This is a genomic window from Zobellia roscoffensis (genome assembly GCF_015330165.1).
GTDB lineage: Bacteria > Bacteroidota > Bacteroidia > Flavobacteriales > Flavobacteriaceae > Zobellia > Zobellia roscoffensis.
Map to the genome: position 1 here is coordinate 60924 of NZ_JADDXT010000002.1, position 19253 is coordinate 80176.

Genomic DNA, 19253 nt, shown 5'->3' on the forward strand with positions numbered 1-19253 from the left:
TTTTTAAGTTGTCTTTTTAATAGAGAGTGCATTATTCGCTAAATAAAGTTAAGGTCATAGTTTGGTTGTGCAACTTACATGCCTCTTGACCTGTAAAGGGCGCCATTTCTCCATAAGAATAAAACCCTGTTACTGCAGCTCTACTACCTATAACAGATATTACTTCTTCTACTTCTTCTTCCGTTCTTTGATCCATGACCAGCTTTCTACCCACGCAGCTAATTAAAATAGCTAATTCTGGTTCATTCTTTCTATTGTCCATGGCATATTGTGCCGCAACACTTGCCGCATCTACAATGTCATCTACAGTGGCCATCATTAATTGAACCCGTGCTCCTTCAGGAACATCTCCGGCCAAAGTCATTGTATTAGCCGCTTCATCTATGGTAAGAATGGTACGAACTAAAGGTTCCTCTTTTTCATTAATGCGTACACTTAAAGGAAAAAGTAACGCAGAAGTTGGTAATTCTTTGGCTTTATCTCCTAGATACTTTTTATATAAATCCAAGGCGGGATGGTCATCTAACTCATAAAGTACGTTGTCCTTTGATTTTGTAATAATACGTTCAGGACCAAAAGGGGTCCATCCGCCATAATTGGCGCTCGTAATTTCTAAAGACTCACCATAGAAACCAATAGCAATTATCTCTCCTTCTTTAGCACTCTCATTGTATGAGGCAAGCGTTCTTTCAAAACGGTCATCATCACCACACAAACCACCAGAAAGACCTATATGGTTTATTCTAGCATCTTCAAAACCTCCGATCAAGGCGCTGCCATTTACGGAACTACCCTCAGATATTAAAAAAATATGTTTTAGCCCTTCTTTTGGAAACTCCTTAAGAATAGCTTCGCCTAGCAAATGGTCATCATCTATATCAGATACATTACGGTTCTTTATAACAAAACTACATTTCTCAAACTCAATAGCCGTTAAGGATACTGAACCTTGACGTACAGAATCTTCAATAATTTCACCCGCAGTACTACCAAAAACAATATGACCTCCCGGAAAGAGCTCTTTTACTTCACTAAAAAGGTTGCCGTCTTCTAATGCAAATCTATTTCCGAAGACCAGAACTAATGGTTCTTTTAACGTATGATTTTCACCTGATAAAATCTTAAACGGCTGCTTTGCTTCTTTTACTGCTTGTGTTACTTTCATTTCAACTATTCAGGTTGGTTGGTTCTTTCTTAATGGTAAAGTGAAATTCAGTACCCATATCTTTTTCACTCTCCACCCATACTTCGCCTTCATAGCGATCAATAATTTTTTTAACGATAGAAAGTCCTATACCTGTAGACCTTTCATTAGCTCCTATAGATTGAAAAATTTCGAATATTTTCTTGTGATACTCCTTGGGAATACCCACACCATTGTCCTTAATAGAAAACTGCCAATGGGTTACGTTTTCTACAAATAACACTTCTACAAGACCTTTTTCTTTTTCAATATGTACAACGGCATTAGAAAGTATGTTTTGAAACAACTGATGCATTTTTGTACTATCTGCTATAATTGTAGGTAGAACTTTTGGAACTACTAGGGCTACATGATCAGGAATAAATATACTTTCTTTGATTTTTTCCACTACTACGTTCAAATCTACACTAGAATTATCCAAAGCCGAATCATTGGCTGTTGAGTATTCCAAAATACCTTGAATTAACTTATCCATTGACGCTACTTTCTCCTGCATTAATGTTAAGTTCTGTTGCCCCGCTTCATCAAGTACGTCTTTATAATCATCTTGAATCCATGTAGCCAATGCACTTATACTACGTAATGGCGACTTTAAATCATGGGATACAATATGTGCATATTCCTGAAGTCCTTTATTACTTTGTTCTAGTTCTTTTAGGAGTTGTTCTTTCTGATTTTCAAGAATCTTTTGCTCGGTAACATCCAAATGAATACCAACTGATCCAATTAAGTTCTTCTCGTTATCATAACGTGGTGCGCCACTTACCAACCAATGTTTCTTATTTCCGGCTTTATCAAAAACCTCTAATTCATATGAATTTGACTCGCCTTCTATGCGTTTCTCATTTTCTTTTTCTAGAATATTCTTGTTCTGAACACGAAGCACTTCACTTCCTACTTTTCCTAAGAGTTCTTCTTCCGTATATCCGCTCATAGCACAAAAACTTTGGTTCACAAGCTGTATAACGTCATTAGTATCTACTTCTATTAGGCCAAGGTTCATGTTAGCTATTATACTAGCATATTTTTCGCGCTCATAGTTCAATCGCTCTTCGGCTTCCCGCTCCCTAGTAATATCTTCAACCATTGCCAAGACGTACTTTAAAGAACCTTTGTAGTCTCTAACTGCGCTTACAGAAGTCTTTCCTACTAAGCAGCCCCCTTCCTTTTTGTAGTATCTTTTTATTGCAATTGCTCCGTCAATTTCACCTTCGGACAGTTGCTTCATAATTTCACTCGTAGGTGTACCTTCTATGTCCTTAGAAAACTCACTTAGATTCATTGTTTTAAACTCTGCTTCCGTATACCCAAGAAGTTCCGTAAACGTACTGTTAGATTTTATAATTTGACCACCATCACTTAAAATTATACCCAATGGTGAACTTTCTACAATAATATCTAGCTGTTTTCTCTGTTGGCCAAGTAGTTCTTTAATTTCCATTTCTTGGGTAATATCTCTAATAATACCCTGAGCACCAATGGGCTCTTGTTTTGTATTGTAGATTAAACTGCTGTTGATCTCAATCCATTTTTCATCTCCGTTCTTTACATTTATTTTAGCCCGGTAGTTTTTTAATGTTCCTACTTTTAAAAGGTATTTGAAAGACTCAGCAGTATATTGAAGATAGTCTTGGTGCACAAGATCTGTTAGATTTACTCTCTCTTTAGTGTAGTCATACCCTAAAAATTCCTTTGCGGAACCATTCATTTTAATAACATTGGCCGTAAGGTCCATTACCACGTAAGGGTCAATGATATTTACAAATACACCATCTAGCTCAGAGACCTTTTCAGTCAAGAGATTTTCGAGTTTACCATTGGCCTCTTTAAGACGGGCCGCTGTTTCATATAATTCTGTAGATTTTTGTTCTAGGATTCTCTCGGCTTGTTGTCTTGCTTTTTTCTGCCTCTCTAGTGCCTTTTTGAGAAGTTGTACCTCTTTGCTACTATCCATTTTGAACAATATCAAATTTCACCTCGGTACCATCCTCTTTTAACACGTCGTACGTGATTGTAGCGGTGCCTCCAAAATGTTCAAAAGCTTTTTCTATAAGACCATGGGCTAGACGATACAGTCCTCTTGATGAAGAGTAAACCATGGTTATTGTGGTATCGGTCTTATCTAAAACCTTAAAACTTGGTAACTCTGCATCTGGGTACAGCTTTTTAACATGCACATGTATATGATCTTCTATACAGTACAATAACCCAAGTGGAGTATTATAATTTTTTATGACTTCAGGATGAGAGTTTGCCAAACCTGCAAATAGGTAAAGCCCAAAAGCATATATGAGATCGCCAACCGGAATTTTAGTTTCTTCACTTAAGTTGGTTATAAGTGTAACCATCTCATTAAAATCATACGTCCCAACGGACGTATAAATGCCCTCAGACGGCAAATTTCCATTTTCTATGATGTTATCTAGAGTCTCAAGACCAAACTTGTCCTCTACCATTTCCAAAAATTCTGTGAATACAATTCCTTTCATGCTCTTAAATTTATTAATTAAAAGTAGGAAAAGTAGTATGTATCAAATAATTTTTGTTGTGAAATACGATATTTTGTTAGCCTTTCACCAATTGGTTGATGTCCCAGTACTGAAGAACCTTATGTAGTTTAGACTCATATTCTTCATATTTTAAGGGCTTGATTACGTAACCTGCTACTCCAATTTTATAACATTCTAATAAATCTGCTCTATTCTCAGATGTTGTAAGAATAACTGTAGGAAGATATTTTAAGACATCATCAGCTCTAAGAATGCTCAAAAATTCAATACCGTTCATTCGGGGCATATTAAGGTCTAGTAAAATAATATCTGGCAACCTGTTACCTGATTTTAAGATTTCTAAAGCATCTTCTCCATTTTTGGTCTCAATAATATTATGCTTTAGTTCTAATTTCTTTACAGTACGCTGTAATTTCATTACCTCAATTGCATCGTCTTCTATTAATAAAATATCCATAACCCTTTATTTTAAGTTGAATACAAATCTCCAAATTAAATAATACAATTTTAACGAGCTGTAGGCGAATGGTAGATAACTGTAGACGAATGGAAAATTATATTGGATAAACGATTTTCCAAAACGCTCATATAGTGAACAATTTACGGCTAAATCCAATTCACTAATCATATTTATACTGCTGTTACCCTAAAGACATCATAGTAGTTTAGCAGAATAATCAACTACCCATCAACAAGTTAACTGGGCTTCATGGTGTAATTACAAAACTTGTTTGAAAACATTATAAATTTTGCAGATATTTGCAGCCTGTTTGGATAAGGTTCATATTAATTTGGAGATATGCATATCTTATTAAAAATATAATAAAACCCTCATGCGCACGTGGCGGAATTGGTAGACGCGCCAGCTTGAGGGGCTGGTGGCCACTAGGCCGTGGAAGTTCGAGTCTTCTCGTGCGCACATTAAACCATCAATGAATCCCATTGATGGTTTTTTTTATGACTAGATTTCTTATCTTCTCTTTATCTAATCAATTTTTTCAGTGAAAGAGCACACTTTTAACGCTTACCAAGAAGAAAAATTAGTAATTTTGTTTAACATTTTTACATAAATAATGAACACTTTAAAAAAAACCTTTTCCATACGGGACCTAGAAAATCTTTCGGGTATTAAAGCACACACCATTAGAATATGGGAAAAAAGATATAACCTACTTTCTCCAGAACGGACAGATACCAACATTAGAAGGTACAGTCTGGAAAGCCTACAAAAACTTCTAAACATTACGCTTCTCTATAGTAATGGACATAAAATATCTAAAATTGCTAATTTAAAAGAGACTAAAATTCCTGAGCTTGTAACCGAGCTAACTTCAAAAAGTAATAAGAGTCAGGTCTTAAACACTTTTAAACTAGCTATGATCAATTTTGATCAACAGCTTTTTTCCAAAACTTACCAAACTCTTCTTCTTGAGAAATCTTTTTCAGAAATTTTTAGAGAAGTCTTTATACCTCTTTTAAATGAGTTAGGACTATTATGGCAAACAGATACCATTTGCCCTGCACATGAACATTTTATGTCCAACCTCATAAAACAAAAAATCTTAATAAACACTCAGGAGCTACAGGAAAAAGGTGTATTCAACAGTAATACCACATTTGTAGCCTATTTACCGGAAAGCGAAATACACGAAATAGGTCTTCTATATTTAAATTACGAAATTGTGTCCCGTGGGTATAAGTCAATTTATTTAGGGCAAACTGTTCCATTAGAGAATTTAGAAGAAGTCATGAAGACTTTTGAAAACACCACTTTTCTATCCTATTTTACCGTGTCTCCTGCAAAGGATAAAATTAACGAATACATTAGCCAATTCAATTCGATTTCTTCTAAATACCCAAGCACAAAACTCTGGTTGTTAGGACACCAAACCCAACATATAGATACTAGTAGTTTACCAGGTTCAGTCGAAATATTTACATCTATAAACAAAATTATTAACCGACTTTAAACACTTTTTTCAAAAATAATAATGCAAAAAAAAATTGCCATAATAGGTTCAGGATTCTCATCATTGTCTGCATCATGCTACTTAGCAAAAGCAGGTCATGAAGTAGCAATCTATGAGAAAAATAAAACTATAGGTGGCAGAGCTAGACAGCTTATTAAGGATGGATTTACATTTGACATGGGACCTAGTTGGTATTGGATGCCCGATATTTTTGATGCATTCTTTAATGATTTTGGAAAGAAGACAGCAGATTATTATCAGCTAAATAAATTAAGTCCTGCCTACAAAATTTTCTTTGCAGATGACAACATCACCATTGGGGATTGTATGGATGATATATGTAAGGAATTTGAACGTATTGAACCTGGAAGCGCCTCGCACCTCAGAAACTTCATTGAAAAAGCTCAAAAAAACTATGATATTGCTATTAACAAGGTGGTACTTCGCCCAGGGCTTTCTCCTTTAGAACTTGTTACTCCTGAAACGGCATTGCGTGTGGATCAATTTTTTAAGACCATTAGTGGCGAAGTCCGTAAAAAATTTAAAAACAAAAAGTTAATATCTACTCTAGAATTCCCAGTTCTTTTTTTAGGAGCAAAACCTAATAAAACACCTTCATTCTATAATTTTATGAATTATGCCGACTTTGGCCTGGGTACTTGGCACCCGCAAGGTGGTATGTATGAAGTTGTAAAGGCTATGCAAAATCTAGCCAAAGAGTTAGGTGTTACCATACATACTGAATCTCCTGCTCATAAAATAAAGGTGAAAAACAATTGTGCCATCGGAGTTACTATAAATGGGGAAAACATTCCTGCCGATATTGTTTTAAGCGGAGCGGACTATTACCATTCGGAATCACTGCTAGAACCACAATACCGTCAATATTCTGAGACCTATTGGGACAAGAAGACCTTTGCCCCTTCTTCATTATTATTTTACGTAGCTTTTGACACAAAATTGAAAAATATAGAACATCACAATCTCTTCTTTGACACTGATTTTGAACGTCATGCAAAAGAGATTTATGACCAACCCAGTTGGCCAGAAGATCCTTTGTTCTACGCTAATTTTCCATCAGTGACAGATTCAAGTATGGCACCAGAAAACTTTGAAACCGGTTTTTTTCTAATTCCTATTGCTCCAAATTTAACAGATACACCAGAACTAAGAAAACAGTATTTTGATATCATCATAGACCGGTTTGAAAGACGTACACAACAAAGTGTGAAACAAAATATACTTTTTAAAGAGTCTTTCTGTGTGAACGATTTTGTAGAGCAATACAACTCGTATAAAGGAAATGCGTATGGCATGGCCAATACATTAAGTCAAACCGCCTTTCTAAGACCCAATTTAAAAAGTAAAAAAGTAAATAACCTATATTTTACCGGCCAGCTGACCGTACCAGGTCCTGGGGTTCCCCCGGCTTTAATTTCAGGCAAACTCGTCTCTCAATTAATTAACAAGAACGTCTAAAAGCCAACACTATGAAAGCCCTCTTTGATAAAGTTTCCTACCAATGTAGCAAGATAGTTACAGAATCTTATAGCACCTCTTTTACACTGGCCACAAAAATGTTATCTCCTTCAATAAGAGCCGATATCTATAACATCTACGGTTTTGTCCGTTTCGCAGATGAAATTGTAGACACCTTCGATCAGTATAACAAAGAGAAGCTCTTTAATCAGTTTGAAGCGAGTCTTAAAGATGCTTTGGAACAACGCATTAGCCTAAACCCTATTCTAAATTCGTTTCAACATACCTATCATTCATATGAAATACCCTATGAACTGGTTGCCGCTTTTATGAAGAGTATGAGAATGGACCTCCATAAGACCATTTACAAAACTGACGAAGAATATAAAGAGTACATTTATGGCTCTGCAGACGTAGTGGGCCTGATGTGTTTAAAAGTCTTTGTAAAGGGTGATATAGAGAAGTACAATCACCTAAAAAAGACTGCAATGGCTTTGGGTTCTGCTTTTCAAAAAGTGAACTTCCTACGCGATCTTAAAAGTGATTTTGAAGATTTAAACCGAAGCTATTTCCCAAATACAGATTTAGCAATGCTCGACGAAGCTTCAAAAACCCGGATTGTTAATGAAATTAAAGCCGATTTTCAACTTGCGTATTCCGGTATATTGCAATTACCTAACGAAGCTAAATTTGGCGTATATACCGCATATAAGTACTATTACCAACTGTTAAAAAAGTTACAGCGCACTCCTTCTCTAGAAATTAGAAAAGTTCGAATTCGCGTTCCCAACTATGAAAAATTTGGTGTTTTGGCAAAATCATATGTAAACTATAAATTGAATTTGGTTTAGAATGAAAACAGTTATTTGGATAGCCCTATTTTTTGGCACATTTTCCTTCATGGAATTTATGGCTTGGTTTACCCATAAATATGTTATGCATGGTTTTCTATGGAGTTTACATAAGGACCATCACAAAAAGGACCACGGTTCTTGGTTTGAAAGAAACGATGCTTTTTTTATATTCTATGCCATTGTAAGTATGATACTTTTTTACCTAGGCGCACAAACATCCTTTTGGTACGGTTGGCCTTTGGGATTTGGAATTCTAGCTTATGGTATTGCCTATTTTTTGGTTCATGACATCTTCATTCATCAAAGATTTAAGCTTTTCCGCAATATAGACCATTGGTATGCAAAAGGCGTTCGTAGAGGACATAAAATGCACCATAAACATTTAGAAAAAGGAGATGGTGAGTGCTTTGGTATGTTGATTGTTCCTTTTAAGTATTTCAAGAACAAATCATGACCTCCATCCTATTCCGTAATGAGTTTATCTAAAAGCTCCCTGATTTCATCACCGTTCCAATCCACAGCTCCATTTTCAGCCATAACAATTTTACCGTCTTTGTTCAAAATATAAGTAGTAGGTATTGTAGACGATCTAAATATTTCAGGAACTTGATTTTTGCTATAATAAAAAGGAAGGTTATAGCCTCTCTTCTGAACAAAATTAATGACCCGACCAAACTCTTCTTGGCTTACCAACATGAAATTTACTTTATTACCGTAATCATTAAACAGCATCTGAAGATCCGGAATTTCTTCCAAACAAGGTTTACACCAGGTTGCCCATAAATTTAAAAAGACCACTTCTCCCTTTTTATCTTGAAAAGAATGTACTTCACCATCTAAATCGGTTACTTCCCAATCATATGCATCCTCAGGTACGGCCTTATCTGCTTTTAACTTTACCGCCCCATAGGAAAGAATCCGGCCAGCATAATTTCTTAATTTAGGTCCAACAGGAGTAAGCAAGATAACAGAGGTCAATATCAATACTATTCCAAAACCCAGATATTTAATTTTAGCCTTCAAGGTTTAGCAACTAGCGAATCTAAAAGTTGGGTAACCGTGCTACTATCCCAATCATGGGTCTCTTTAGAATTCACCACAATAGCTCCATTTTTATCTATTATATAAGTACCTTGAATCTCGGGTATCTTAAAGGGTGCATCGGCACCTACAATTCTATAGGTTACGGGAAAAATATATTTATTTTTTGCCATAAACTCTTCTACAGGCTCTCGTTCCTCGTTCGTAATAATATAAAAATCGACTCTGTCCGAATAAGTGTTATAAAGCTCTTGAATACCCTTTAGCTCTGCGGCACTGGGGGTATTCCATGAAGCCCAAAAGTGAATGAACAGTACTTTTCCTTCGGATTTATTAAAGTTGAAATAGTCCCAATTGGCATCCTTTAGCTTCCAATCGTATCCTTCAACTACATTTCTTTCCTCTACATTAATAACCTCTGGAGGTGAAGCAAATAAACGCATAAGCCACACCTTGCCCCAATACCCTACCGGAGTTACAAAAAAGGAAAGCACAAAGGCCATGATAATGAGCGTAAAGAATGTTTTTCTTTTCATAAAAAGTATTAGCTAGGGCTAAAACTAAAAAACTCCCGCTAATTAACGGGAGCTTTTATATACTATTTCAATATTGACTAAGCTGCATTTTCCTTTTTAATGACGTTCAATGCAGAACCTTCTCTATACCAATCTATTTGAGGTTGGTTATATGTATGGTTCAACTTAATTACATTTTTGCTTCCATCTGCATGTACCAACTCTAACGTTAGTTGCTTATCTGGAGCGAACTCAGAAATATCAACAAAGTTGAATGTATCATCTTCTTGCACTAGATCATAATCTTCCTCATTGGCAAAAGTTAATCCTAACATACCTTGTTTTTTAAGGTTTGTTTCATGAATACGAGCAAAAGATTTTACTATTACCGCTGCAACTCCTAAATGTCTTGGCTCCATGGCCGCATGTTCACGAGAGGAACCTTCTCCATAGTTATGGTCACCCACAACTACAGATCTTACACCTGCTGCTTTGTATGCACGTGCCGTATCAGGGACACCTGCAAACTCACCTGTTAATTGGTTCTTTACAAAGTTGGTCTTCTTACCAAATGCATTAACAGCACCAATTAAACAGTTATTAGAAATGTTATCCAAATGACCACGGAAACGTAACCAAGGACCGGCCATGGAAATGTGGTCTGTTGTACATTTACCGAAAGCCTTGATCAATAATTTAGCACCTATTAAACTTTCGTCTTTTATAGGCGTAAATGGCTCCAATAATTGTAACCTTTCAGAATCAGGGGAAACTTTAACCTCTACACCGGAACCATCTGCATCTGGAGCTAAGTAACCAGCATCTTCAACAGCAAATCCTTGCGGAGGTAATTCTATACCTAACGGCATATCTAATTTAACTTCCTCTCCATCTTCATTAAGCAACGTATCATTCATAGGGTCAAAATCCAAACGACCAGATATTGCTATTGCAGCCACCATTTCAGGAGAACCAACAAAGGCATGCGTATTTGGGTTACCATCTGCTCTTTTGGAAAAATTTCTATTGAACGAATGAACTATGGTGTTCTTCTCTTCACCCTTTAAATCACTTCTGTCCCACTGACCAATACATGGTCCACAAGCATTAGTAAAGACCGTAGCTCCTAGATTTTCAAAAACCTCAAGGATACCATCTCTCTCTGCTGTATAACGAATCTGCTCTGATCCCGGGTTAATACCAAAATCAGATTTTGATTTAATCTTTTTATCTACAGCTTGTTTAGCTATAGATGCTGCTCTCGTTAAATCTTCGTACGAAGAGTTTGTACACGAACCTATTAATCCCCAATCTACCTTTAAAGGCCAGCCATTAGCTTTAGCTTTCTCTCCTAATTGACCTACTGGCGTAGCTAAATCTGGAGTAAAAGGACCATTTAAATGAGGCTTTAACTCGTCTAGATTGATTTCTATAAGTTCATCAAAATATTGCTCTGGGTTAGCGTATACTTCGTCATCTGCAGTTAAGTACTCTCGTACCTTATTAGCTTCATCTGCCACATCATTTCTATCTGTAGCCCTTAAGTAGCGCTCCATAGAATCATCATAACCAAAAGTTGAAGTGGTTGCCCCTATTTCAGCACCCATATTACAAATAGTACCTTTACCGGTACAAGAAAGGTTCTTAGCTCCTTCTCCAAAGTATTCAACAATTGCTCCTGTACCACCTTTAACGGTAAGAATACCAGCAACCTTAAGAATAACATCTTTTGCAGAGGTCCAACCAGAAATATTCCCAGTTAACTTAACACCTATTAATTTAGGAAATTTTAACTCCCAAGCCATTCCTGCCATAACATCAACAGCATCTGCTCCACCAACACCAATAGCTACCATACCTAAACCACCTGCATTAACGGTATGGGAATCCGTACCGATCATCATTCCGCCAGGGAAAGCATAATTTTCAAGTACTACTTGGTGAATAATACCAGCACCTGGCTTCCAAAATCCGATTCCATATTTATTAGATACAGACTCTAAGAAATTAAAAACTTCTGCACTAGTGCTATTAGCCGATTTTAAATCTAAAGCCGCACCACTTTTTGCCTGAATAAGGTGGTCACAGTGTACCGTAGTTGGCACCGCCACATTTGGCTTCCCAGCTTGCATAAACTGTAAAAGAGCCATTTGTGCCGTAGCATCTTGACAAGCGATACGATCCGGAGCAAAATCAACATAATCTTTTCCTCTGGTGAACGCTTCTGTTGGACTACCATCCCATAAATGAGAGTATAAAATCTTTTCTGAAAGTGTAAGTGGCTTACCTACAATCTCTCTTGCTTTGTCTACACGTTCCGCCATGGAAGCATAGACTTTTTTAATCATATCTATGTCAAAAGCCATAAAAACTATTTATAATAATTGTTAATCTATCTTACTTGTACAAGATACGAAATGTAGGCTGATTTTAAGAGCACATATGAAATTAAGAATGATTATAAAAAGTAAAATACCTCGAGGCAAGCCCACGAGACATTAAAAGAAATACACCGTGATTACGAGGCAAACCTCGGAGCGTTTAATCTGGATTATCGAATAAAATTAAAAGCCCAAGTACGAATACTCAGGCTTTAAATAAATTATAATTAAAAGTATTGTTACCGCACCAATTGCTTGGTAGAAGGTTTAAACTTCGTTAAAACAATACCATCAACAGCTGCTTCATATTCGGCCATTGTAGGAGTTCTTCCTAAGATTGTAGATAATACAACAACGGGTGTGGATGATAATAAAGATTCACCTTTTTTCTCGCCAGTATCTTTTACTACACGACCCTGGAATAAACGTGTAGATGTTGCCATTACCGTATCTCCTGGTTCTGCCTTTTCTTGGTTACCCATACAAAGGTTACAACCTGGGCGCTCTAGGTATAGCATGTTTTCGTACTTGGTACGTGCCAAACCTTTTGGTGCGCTATCGTCAAATTCGAAGCCTGAGTATTTTACAAGTACATCCCAGTCACCCTCTGCCTTCAACTCATCAACAATATTATATGTTGGAGGAGCAACTACTAAAGGAGCTTTGAATTCTACCTTTCCGTTTTGCGCTTCAACATTTTTCAACATTTGAGCTAATATTTTCATATCTCCTTTATGAACCATACAAGACCCTACGAAACCTAAATCTACTTTTTTAGTTCCACCATAGTACGATAATGGCCTAATATTATCATGCGTATAACGCTTAGAAACATCTTCATTATTTACATCTGGATCTGCAATCATTGGTTCAGCAATTTCATCTAAATCAATAACTACTTCTGCATGATATTTAGCATCGGCATCTGGTCTTAAAGATGGCTTAATACCTGTTTTAAGTTCCGTAATTCTAGTTTCCGCCTTATCAACAAGTCCTTGAAGTACACCCTTTGCATTGTCCATACCCTTTTCGATCATGATTTGGATACGACCTTTTGCAATCTCTAATGACTCTATTAAGGTATCGTCTTCAGAAATACAGATAGATGCTTTCGCTTTCATTTCTGCTGTCCAATCCGTAAACGTAAATGCTTCGTCAGAAGTCAACGTTCCAATATGAACCTCTATTACACGACCTTGGAATACGTTTTCGCCTCCAAATTGTTGTAACATTTGCTGTTGTGTGGCATGTACTACATCACGGAAATCCATATAAGATTTCATTTGTCCTTTAAAGGTTACTTTAACCGATTCAGGAATTGGCATGGACGCCTCACCTGTAGCCAATGCTAATGCAACTGTACCTGAATCTGCACCGAAAGCAACACCTTTAGACATACGTGTGTGCGAATCTCCACCAATAATGATGTCCCAATCACCCACCGTAATATCGTTCAATACTTTATGAATAACATCTGTCATTGGAAAATATTTCCCTTTAGGATCACGACCAGTAATTAAACCAAAGTCGTTCATAAAGCTCATTAATCTTGGAATATTCGCTTTCGATTTATCATCCCAAACTGAAGCTGTATGACAACCAGATTGGTATGCGCCATCCACAATTGGAGAAATAACCGTTGCAGCCATCATCTCTAATTCTTGGGATGTCATTAAACCTGTAGTATCTTGTGAACCTACAATGTTTACTTCAGCACGAACGTAAGAACCTGCATGCAATGTAGCTCCTGAAGTACCGACTGCATTTTTATTGAATATCTTCTCTACCGCAGTTAATCCTTGCCCTTCTATAGAAACTTCTTTTGAAGTTGCATATACTTGAGGAACATCAATTCCTAAAGTTTTACAAGCAAATGTTTGTAATTTTTTACCAAAAACAACGGCATAAGAACCACCTGCTTTCATAAACTCCATCTTCTGCGGAGTAAATGCTGCAGAAATATCTTTTAATTCAATCTTACCATGATACAATTTTTTCTCTTTTGTATTAATGGTAAGCACTGTTCCGGTCTTTACAGAATACATTTCCTTTAATACCGGTTCTCCATCTTCATCACGAATTGTTTTTCCTTCTGCATCTTTTTGGATAACCCAGTTTTTAAGGTCTAAACCAATACCTCCTGTTACACCAACTGTTGTTAAAAAAATTGGAGCGATACCATTAGTACCAGCAATTACTGGAGCAAAATTAATAAATGGAACATATTTACTAAAAGGTACGCCTGTCCATAATGCTACATTATTTACACCAGACATTCTTGAAGAACCCACCCCCATTGTTCCTTTTTCTGCAATAAGCATTACGCGCTTATCTGGATGTTGTTCCTTTAAAGCCAATACTTCTTTTTGCATGTCTTTATTATGCTCAAAAATACATTGACCATGTAACTCGCGATCAGATCTTGAGTGCGCATCACCACCTGGCGATAATAAATCTGTAGAAATATCACCTACACCCGCAACGTATGTTACGATATCAATAGTTTCATCTATTTCTGGAAGCTTTGTAAAAAACTCTGCCTTGGCATAGCTTTCTATGATGTCTTTTGCAATTGTATTACCACTTTTTAAGGCCACTTCTAAACGAGAGGTATCTGCCTCATAAAGAAAAACTTGCGTTTTTAAAACCTCGGCCGCTTGTTTGGCTAAATTCTCGTCTGATCCTAACGCGACATCTAACAATACCTTTATTGAAGGTCCGCCCTTCATATGGGATAATTGTTCAAAAGCAAAAGACGGTGTAATCTCTTTTACAACTGACTCGCCAAGAATAATTTCTTTTAAAAATTTAGCTTTCACTCCGGCAGCGCTAGTTGTACCAGGTAAAACATTATAGATAAAAAAGTTTAGAGATTCTTCTCTGTACTCATTCTCTACATCTTTAATTTGCTCAATAATTTTGCTAAGTAATTCAGCACCATCAATTGGCTTTGGCTGAAGACCTTGACCTTTACGCTCTTCGATCTCCTTTAGGTAATCCTTATAAATGCTCATTTAAAAAATGGTTTGAGTGTTAAATCAGCTATAAAAAAATAGTCTAAATTGTTCACCATCAATTTCACACTATATTTTCACAACTAAAATTAAAGGTTGAAAACAGCATTAACCCCACCGTTTTAACGTGTAATAATCAAATGGAAAAATATCCCTCTGACCGTTACCTTATGAGATGTCATTACCGAATTCGTTTGAGTTGTTTCAATCCCGTAAAACTAAGAAAATATGGAGCGCAAATAAAACTTTTACCTTAGGATTCACACCTTTTTTAGAAATTGATCAGTAGATTGCTTTCTGCTTGCACTAACTAAGGGAAGAAAGCCAGAAAACTTATGAATTTATAGCAGATATGTTAATTTTTCGCTAGAGTAATTTAGCAATAATAGCTTCTTCCGAAATACCTTCGGCCTCTGCTTTGTAATTTTTGATAATTCTATGTCTCAAAATTCCAGTTGCCACAGCTTGGACATCTTCGGCATCGGGAGAAAATTTACCTTGTATTGCTGCATGTGCTTTAGCTGCCAAAACAAGATTTTGTGATGCCCTAGGACCTGCTCCCCAATCTATATATTGTTTAACATAATCACTTGCCGAATCTAAATTTGGACGTGTAGAATTTACCAACTTTACGGCATACTCTACCACATTGTCCGGAACTGGAATACGACGTACCAGTTGTTGAACCTCTAATATTTCCTTCGCATTGAATAAAGCCTGAACTGTTACCGATCTATCTGAAGTAGTGCTTTTCACCACTTCTATTTCTTCGGCTATAGAAGGGTATTTCAGCTCAATAGCAAACATAAAACGGTCTAACTGAGCTTCCGGAAGTGGGTACGTACCTTCTTGTTCAATAGGGTTCTGAGTAGCCAAAACAAAATAAGGAAGTTCTAACTTATGCTGTTGTCCTGCAATGGTCACTGCACGCTCTTGCATCGCCTCAAGCAAAGCCGCTTGAGTTTTAGGTGGCGTGCGGTTGATCTCATCGGCCAAAATGATGTTTCCAAAAATAGGTCCTTTTATAAATTTAAAGTTTCTATTTTGATCAAGAACCTCACTACCAAGAATATCACTTGGCATTAAATCCGGAGTAAATTGAATACGTTTAAAATCCAATCCTAAGGTTTGGGCTATGGTATTCACCATTAAAGTTTTTGCCAATCCAGGAACACCGATCAGCAAAGAGTGACCACCCGTATAAATACTTAAAAGAATTTGGTCTATTACCTTGTCTTGGCCTACAATGACCTTGGCAATTTCCTTTTTAAGCGCCTGATGTTTTTCTACAAGTTGATTGATTGCCTGAACGTCCGACATGCACTTATTCTTTTACCCAGTTATTGGCAAATTCGCAGTCTTTGTTGTCTTCGTTCACACTAATATAGGTATCTTCTATATGCTCGTCCATCCACTTTTTAATAGCTTTATACTGCTTTTCAGTTTTAGCCAATTGTTGGATTTTAATGTAATCCTTAGAAAAATCAGCAGTATGTTCATCATACCGGTTCGTAACCTTTAGGATTTTATATTTAGGACCTCCACCTCTTGGATCTTCTTCCAGTAACGGATAAGAGATTTCATCATCCTTAAGACTACGAACTTGGTTGTACAGTGTAGGATCCATTTTTGTCAACTCAAAACGAGAATCAAAATTGGTAGGGTTTCTTAAAAGACCTCCATCAAACTTCGTTTCCTTTTCATCCGAAAAATTACGTGCGGCATCCGCAAAGGAATATTTACCTTCCATGATGTGCTTACGAATAGTATCCAACTCAGATTTCACTTCATCCAAAGCTGTTTGAGAAATCTTAGGTTGTACCAGAATATGACGTAAATCTAATTCTTGACCTCTTATTTTTTCAATAAAAATAATGTGATACCCAAACTGCGTTTCAAAAGGGTCCGAAACTTCACCTTCCGCTAAACTAAATGCTACATCCTTAAAAGTCTTATCAAACCCAGTATCCTTTGTTATGCTATAAAAACCACCTTTTGATTTTGAGCCTGGATCCTGTGAGTACAAAATGGCTTTTACACTAAAACTTGCATCATTATCCTCTACATCTGCTTTAATCTCGTTAAGCTTATCCAACACATCTTGAACTTCTTCTTCTGTAGGCTTTGGGGCTTTTACAATTTGAGCAATTTCCATTTCTGCACCAAAAACCGGGCGTTCATCTTCTGGAATTTTATTAAAAAACTGACGGACTTCTTCTGGTGTTATTTCTATTTTTTCAACAATACTAGACTGCATTTTCTCAGAAAGCATTCTTAGTTTGTTAATTTTATTAATGTCTTCACGAAGACTAGCTTCATCTTCTTTTTTGTAGAACTTCAACAGTTTCTCCATAGAACCTGTCTGTTGTACAAAAGATTGTATTTGACGATCAGTGGTTGCCGCAATCTCATCATCTGAAACCAAGAGACTATCCTGTACGGCCTGGTGGGCATACAAACGGTCTTCCATTAATTTACCCAAAAGCCCACAACGGGTAACATCTGCCGTAGAAACTCCTTGACTTTTTAAATCGATTAAAGTTTTCTCTATATCCGATTCTAGGATAACATAATCACCTACAACCGCAGAAATACCATCTAATTTAATTTTTTTAAAGTTGTTCACTGGTTTAACCGAGTCCATTTCTACGCTAGCTTCAGCATCCAATACAGCTTCTTCTTGGCTTTCAACAACTTCTTCAGTTTCCTGAGCAAAAGCACCTCCTGTAATCAAAAGGCATCCGATAATGGTAATGTACTTACTCACCTTGCTCATAAACTTCAAATTCTTTCTCTTTAATAGCCTCATCTATAATTTCTGTTTCCAGTTTTCTTAAATAATCGAGTTTTCTTCTACTTAGTAAAACCTGCTTGATCGTGGGTTCAATAAAAGATAGTGGAGCGACGTCATTAATATCAAGCACATCGGTAACCTTTGCCAAATATACCCCGTTTGCATCCTCCATCTCAAAAAATTGTGATTTTTTTAGGTGTTTACTGGCATTTTCAAAGGTTAGTGGGGGTATTTCTTCAATAATCCTTGTAGCGCTTACCCATATAGAGTCATTGAAGTTGAGTTTCTTGAACTGTACCCCTATGGAATCTAGATATGCAATATCGTTCTTTTTAAAACGCTTCAATTTACTTATTACATCGTCTTTATTCAAAAATTGTGTGGGCAACTCCACAAATCTGAGTTTTACAATCTTTTCCTTTAATTTAAAATTTTCCTTCTCCCGCTCATAAAAACCATTTAATTGAGAACTGCTAATTACAGTATCTCCACCTTGCTGCACCAATGCCTCTTTATACGCTCTGGTGTATAGGTCCGTACGATAATCTGTTACCAAAACATCATACTCTGCCAATTTCTCTTCTGGAAGATTAATTTTAGCTTTTTCCAACAACAATTGCTTAGATGCCCAATTGTTGATATAATTTGTCACAAAAGAGGCACTATCTTCTTTAGAAATACCTTTAGCCAATAATTTTGCTACATCCTCACGATACAAATAATTCTCCCCTACGCGTGCCAAATATCCAGGTTCGTCTTTTGCTAAAAAAGAACCGCAGCCCACAAAAAGGACTATAATGGCCATAACGGTCGAACAACGAACCAAATAGCGCAATGGTATTATTTTTAATTTCATGGGGCAAAAATAACAAATCTGATATGGTGCGCAATAGACGTTCTAGCTCTTAACAGACTTTTTATTTCCATATGTAATCCGTTACCTACACATTAAGCGTTGTTTTAAAAAATAGCTTTCACTGAAGACTTGTTTTAATTGAAACGATACTACTTTTACCTCGTAGTTATTTCAATTACATCGAAAACTTAGCTTAGAATAATGGTTAAAAACTTAAATTGAAATTGTTTTAGCACATACACAAAGTAAACTATCCCGGGGCAAGCCCACGAGGTATTAAAAGGAACACACCCTAATTTTGAGGCAAGTCTCAGAGTATTTAATCTCGATTATCGAGTAAAGAACGCGTATTTTATGAGTAGAAAGATAAAATTGATATGGGATTTTAGAGGCCCGACCGCACAAAAAACAGCGGAACACCATGTAATACACCTAAAAGAATTTATTGCAATTGAAAAGACAAACCATAATATAACCGGTTCCCAAGATTTTAATGACATGTACAGCATTGCATTTATGGTAGTTGATGAAGCCGAAATGATATCTGTTAGAGATGCACTAAAACCGCACCGTGGAGAGGTTTATATTGACCCCACAGAAAACTAAATACTACCACTTCTTTTTATTCAAACCCT

General features: G+C 36.5%; 16 protein-coding genes and 1 tRNA gene. 6 read left to right on the top strand and 11 right to left on the bottom strand.

Translation table 11 applies throughout. The annotated features are described in order from the left end of the window. Positions 1 to 31: 31 nt before the first annotated feature. The 4 genes from IWC72_RS00270 to IWC72_RS00285 form a co-directional block, all read right to left on the bottom strand. Positions 32 to 1165: an FIST signal transduction protein gene (locus tag IWC72_RS00270; RefSeq protein ID WP_194524271.1), complete on the bottom strand. Its 1134-nt coding sequence runs from the start codon at positions 1163 to 1165 to the stop codon at positions 32 to 34. Position 1166: 1 nt separating this feature from the next. Next, complete coding sequence (locus tag IWC72_RS00275) at positions 1167 to 3158, bottom strand: PAS domain-containing sensor histidine kinase (protein WP_194524272.1); 1992 nt, start codon at positions 3156 to 3158, stop codon at positions 1167 to 1169. Continuing rightward, positions 3151 to 3693 carry a heme NO-binding domain-containing protein gene (locus tag IWC72_RS00280; RefSeq protein ID WP_194524273.1) on the bottom strand — a complete coding sequence of 181 codons (543 nt, stop codon included), beginning with the start codon at positions 3691 to 3693 and terminating at the stop codon, positions 3151 to 3153. Before IWC72_RS00280 ends, IWC72_RS00275 begins: the two co-directional genes overlap by 8 nt. Before the next feature lie 76 nt (positions 3694 to 3769). Next, positions 3770 to 4171, bottom strand: coding sequence for a response regulator (locus IWC72_RS00285; protein ID WP_194524274.1), 402 nt, complete (start codon positions 4169 to 4171; stop codon positions 3770 to 3772). A gap of 378 nt (positions 4172 to 4549) precedes the next feature. Between IWC72_RS00285 and IWC72_RS00290 the strand changes: the two genes are divergently transcribed. The 5 genes from IWC72_RS00290 to IWC72_RS00310 all read left to right on the top strand — a co-directional run bounded on the left by IWC72_RS00290 (position 4550) and on the right by IWC72_RS00310 (position 8471). Further along, positions 4550 to 4633 (top strand) — tRNA-Leu (locus IWC72_RS00290). 154 nt (positions 4634 to 4787) lie between these two features. Further along, positions 4788 to 5684: a MerR family transcriptional regulator gene (locus IWC72_RS00295; protein ID WP_194524275.1), complete on the top strand. Its 897-nt coding sequence runs from the start codon at positions 4788 to 4790 to the stop codon at positions 5682 to 5684. 21 nt (positions 5685 to 5705) lie between these two features. After that, on the top strand, positions 5706 to 7163 hold the full coding sequence (locus IWC72_RS00300; protein WP_194528453.1) for a phytoene desaturase family protein: 1458 nt from the start codon (positions 5706 to 5708) through the stop codon (positions 7161 to 7163). An 11-nt stretch (positions 7164 to 7174) separates the two neighbouring features. Next, the gene (locus tag IWC72_RS00305) at positions 7175 to 8014 is read left to right on the top strand and encodes a phytoene/squalene synthase family protein (protein WP_194528454.1); all 840 of its coding nucleotides are present in this window, start codon (positions 7175 to 7177) and stop codon (positions 8012 to 8014) included. A 1-nt stretch (position 8015) separates the two neighbouring features. Further along, positions 8016 to 8471 carry a sterol desaturase family protein gene (locus IWC72_RS00310; RefSeq protein ID WP_194524278.1) on the top strand — a complete coding sequence of 152 codons (456 nt, stop codon included), beginning with the start codon at positions 8016 to 8018 and terminating at the stop codon, positions 8469 to 8471. 8 nt (positions 8472 to 8479) lie between these two features. Here the strand turns inward: IWC72_RS00310 and IWC72_RS00315 are convergent, their stop codons facing one another. The 7 genes from IWC72_RS00315 to IWC72_RS00345 all read right to left on the bottom strand — a co-directional run bounded on the left by IWC72_RS00315 (position 8480) and on the right by IWC72_RS00345 (position 18618). Next, a complete protein-coding gene (locus IWC72_RS00315; RefSeq protein ID WP_194528455.1) occupies positions 8480 to 9040 on the bottom strand; it encodes a TlpA family protein disulfide reductase in 561 nt (186 codons plus the stop codon). Continuing rightward, on the bottom strand, positions 9037 to 9594 hold the full coding sequence (locus tag IWC72_RS00320; protein ID WP_194528456.1) for a TlpA family protein disulfide reductase: 558 nt from the start codon (positions 9592 to 9594) through the stop codon (positions 9037 to 9039). Before IWC72_RS00320 ends, IWC72_RS00315 begins: the two co-directional genes overlap by 4 nt. A gap of 77 nt (positions 9595 to 9671) precedes the next feature. After that, positions 9672 to 11939 carry an aconitate hydratase gene (locus tag IWC72_RS00325; protein ID WP_194524281.1) on the bottom strand — a complete coding sequence of 756 codons (2268 nt, stop codon included), beginning with the start codon at positions 11937 to 11939 and terminating at the stop codon, positions 9672 to 9674. A 254-nt stretch (positions 11940 to 12193) separates the two neighbouring features. Continuing rightward, positions 12194 to 14968 (bottom strand): bifunctional aconitate hydratase 2/2-methylisocitrate dehydratase, encoded by a 2775-nt coding sequence (locus IWC72_RS00330; protein ID WP_194524282.1) that lies wholly within the window; start codon positions 14966 to 14968, stop codon positions 12194 to 12196. Between the two features lie 366 nt (positions 14969 to 15334). Further along, complete coding sequence (locus IWC72_RS00335; protein ID WP_194524283.1) at positions 15335 to 16288, bottom strand: AAA family ATPase; 954 nt, start codon at positions 16286 to 16288, stop codon at positions 15335 to 15337. Positions 16289 to 16292: 4 nt separating this feature from the next. Beyond that, entirely contained in the window at positions 16293 to 17744 is a 1452-nt protein-coding gene (locus IWC72_RS00340; protein WP_194528024.1) for a peptidylprolyl isomerase, read from the bottom strand. Beyond that, positions 17728 to 18618, bottom strand: coding sequence for a peptidyl-prolyl cis-trans isomerase (locus IWC72_RS00345; RefSeq protein WP_194524284.1), 891 nt, complete (start codon positions 18616 to 18618; stop codon positions 17728 to 17730). Before IWC72_RS00345 ends, IWC72_RS00340 begins: the two co-directional genes overlap by 17 nt. A gap of 354 nt (positions 18619 to 18972) precedes the next feature. Between IWC72_RS00345 and IWC72_RS00350 the strand changes: the two genes are divergently transcribed. Continuing rightward, complete coding sequence (locus IWC72_RS00350; protein WP_194528457.1) at positions 18973 to 19224, top strand: hypothetical protein; 252 nt, start codon at positions 18973 to 18975, stop codon at positions 19222 to 19224. Positions 19225 to 19253 lie beyond the last annotated feature (29 nt).

Excerpts from the sequence above, each read along its gene's own strand:
- IWC72_RS00300 (WP_194528453.1), top strand. The coding sequence starts at position 5,706 with ATGCAAAAAAAAATTGCCATAATAGGTTCAGGATTCTCATCATTGTCT.
- IWC72_RS00270 (WP_194524271.1), bottom strand. The coding sequence starts at position 1,165 with ATGAAAGTAACACAAGCAGTAAAAGAAGCAAAGCAGCCGTTTAAGATT.
- IWC72_RS00325 (WP_194524281.1), bottom strand. The coding sequence starts at position 11,939 with ATGGCTTTTGACATAGATATGATTAAAAAAGTCTATGCTTCCATGGCG.
- IWC72_RS00305 (WP_194528454.1), top strand. The coding sequence starts at position 7,175 with ATGAAAGCCCTCTTTGATAAAGTTTCCTACCAATGTAGCAAGATAGTT.
- IWC72_RS00280 (WP_194524273.1), bottom strand. The coding sequence starts at position 3,693 with ATGAAAGGAATTGTATTCACAGAATTTTTGGAAATGGTAGAGGACAAG.
- IWC72_RS00330 (WP_194524282.1), bottom strand. The coding sequence starts at position 14,968 with ATGAGCATTTATAAGGATTACCTAAAGGAGATCGAAGAGCGTAAAGGT.
- IWC72_RS00350 (WP_194528457.1), top strand. The coding sequence starts at position 18,973 with ATGAGTAGAAAGATAAAATTGATATGGGATTTTAGAGGCCCGACCGCA.
- IWC72_RS00310 (WP_194524278.1), top strand. The coding sequence starts at position 8,016 with ATGAAAACAGTTATTTGGATAGCCCTATTTTTTGGCACATTTTCCTTC.
- IWC72_RS00275 (WP_194524272.1), bottom strand. The coding sequence starts at position 3,158 with ATGGATAGTAGCAAAGAGGTACAACTTCTCAAAAAGGCACTAGAGAGG.
- IWC72_RS00285 (WP_194524274.1), bottom strand. The coding sequence starts at position 4,171 with ATGGATATTTTATTAATAGAAGACGATGCAATTGAGGTAATGAAATTA.
- IWC72_RS00345 (WP_194524284.1), bottom strand. The coding sequence starts at position 18,618 with ATGAAATTAAAAATAATACCATTGCGCTATTTGGTTCGTTGTTCGACC.
- IWC72_RS00320 (WP_194528456.1), bottom strand. The coding sequence starts at position 9,594 with ATGAAAAGAAAAACATTCTTTACGCTCATTATCATGGCCTTTGTGCTT.
- IWC72_RS00295 (WP_194524275.1), top strand. The coding sequence starts at position 4,788 with ATGAACACTTTAAAAAAAACCTTTTCCATACGGGACCTAGAAAATCTT.
- IWC72_RS00335 (WP_194524283.1), bottom strand. The coding sequence starts at position 16,288 with ATGTCGGACGTTCAGGCAATCAATCAACTTGTAGAAAAACATCAGGCG.
- IWC72_RS00340 (WP_194528024.1), bottom strand. The coding sequence starts at position 17,744 with ATGAGCAAGGTGAGTAAGTACATTACCATTATCGGATGCCTTTTGATT.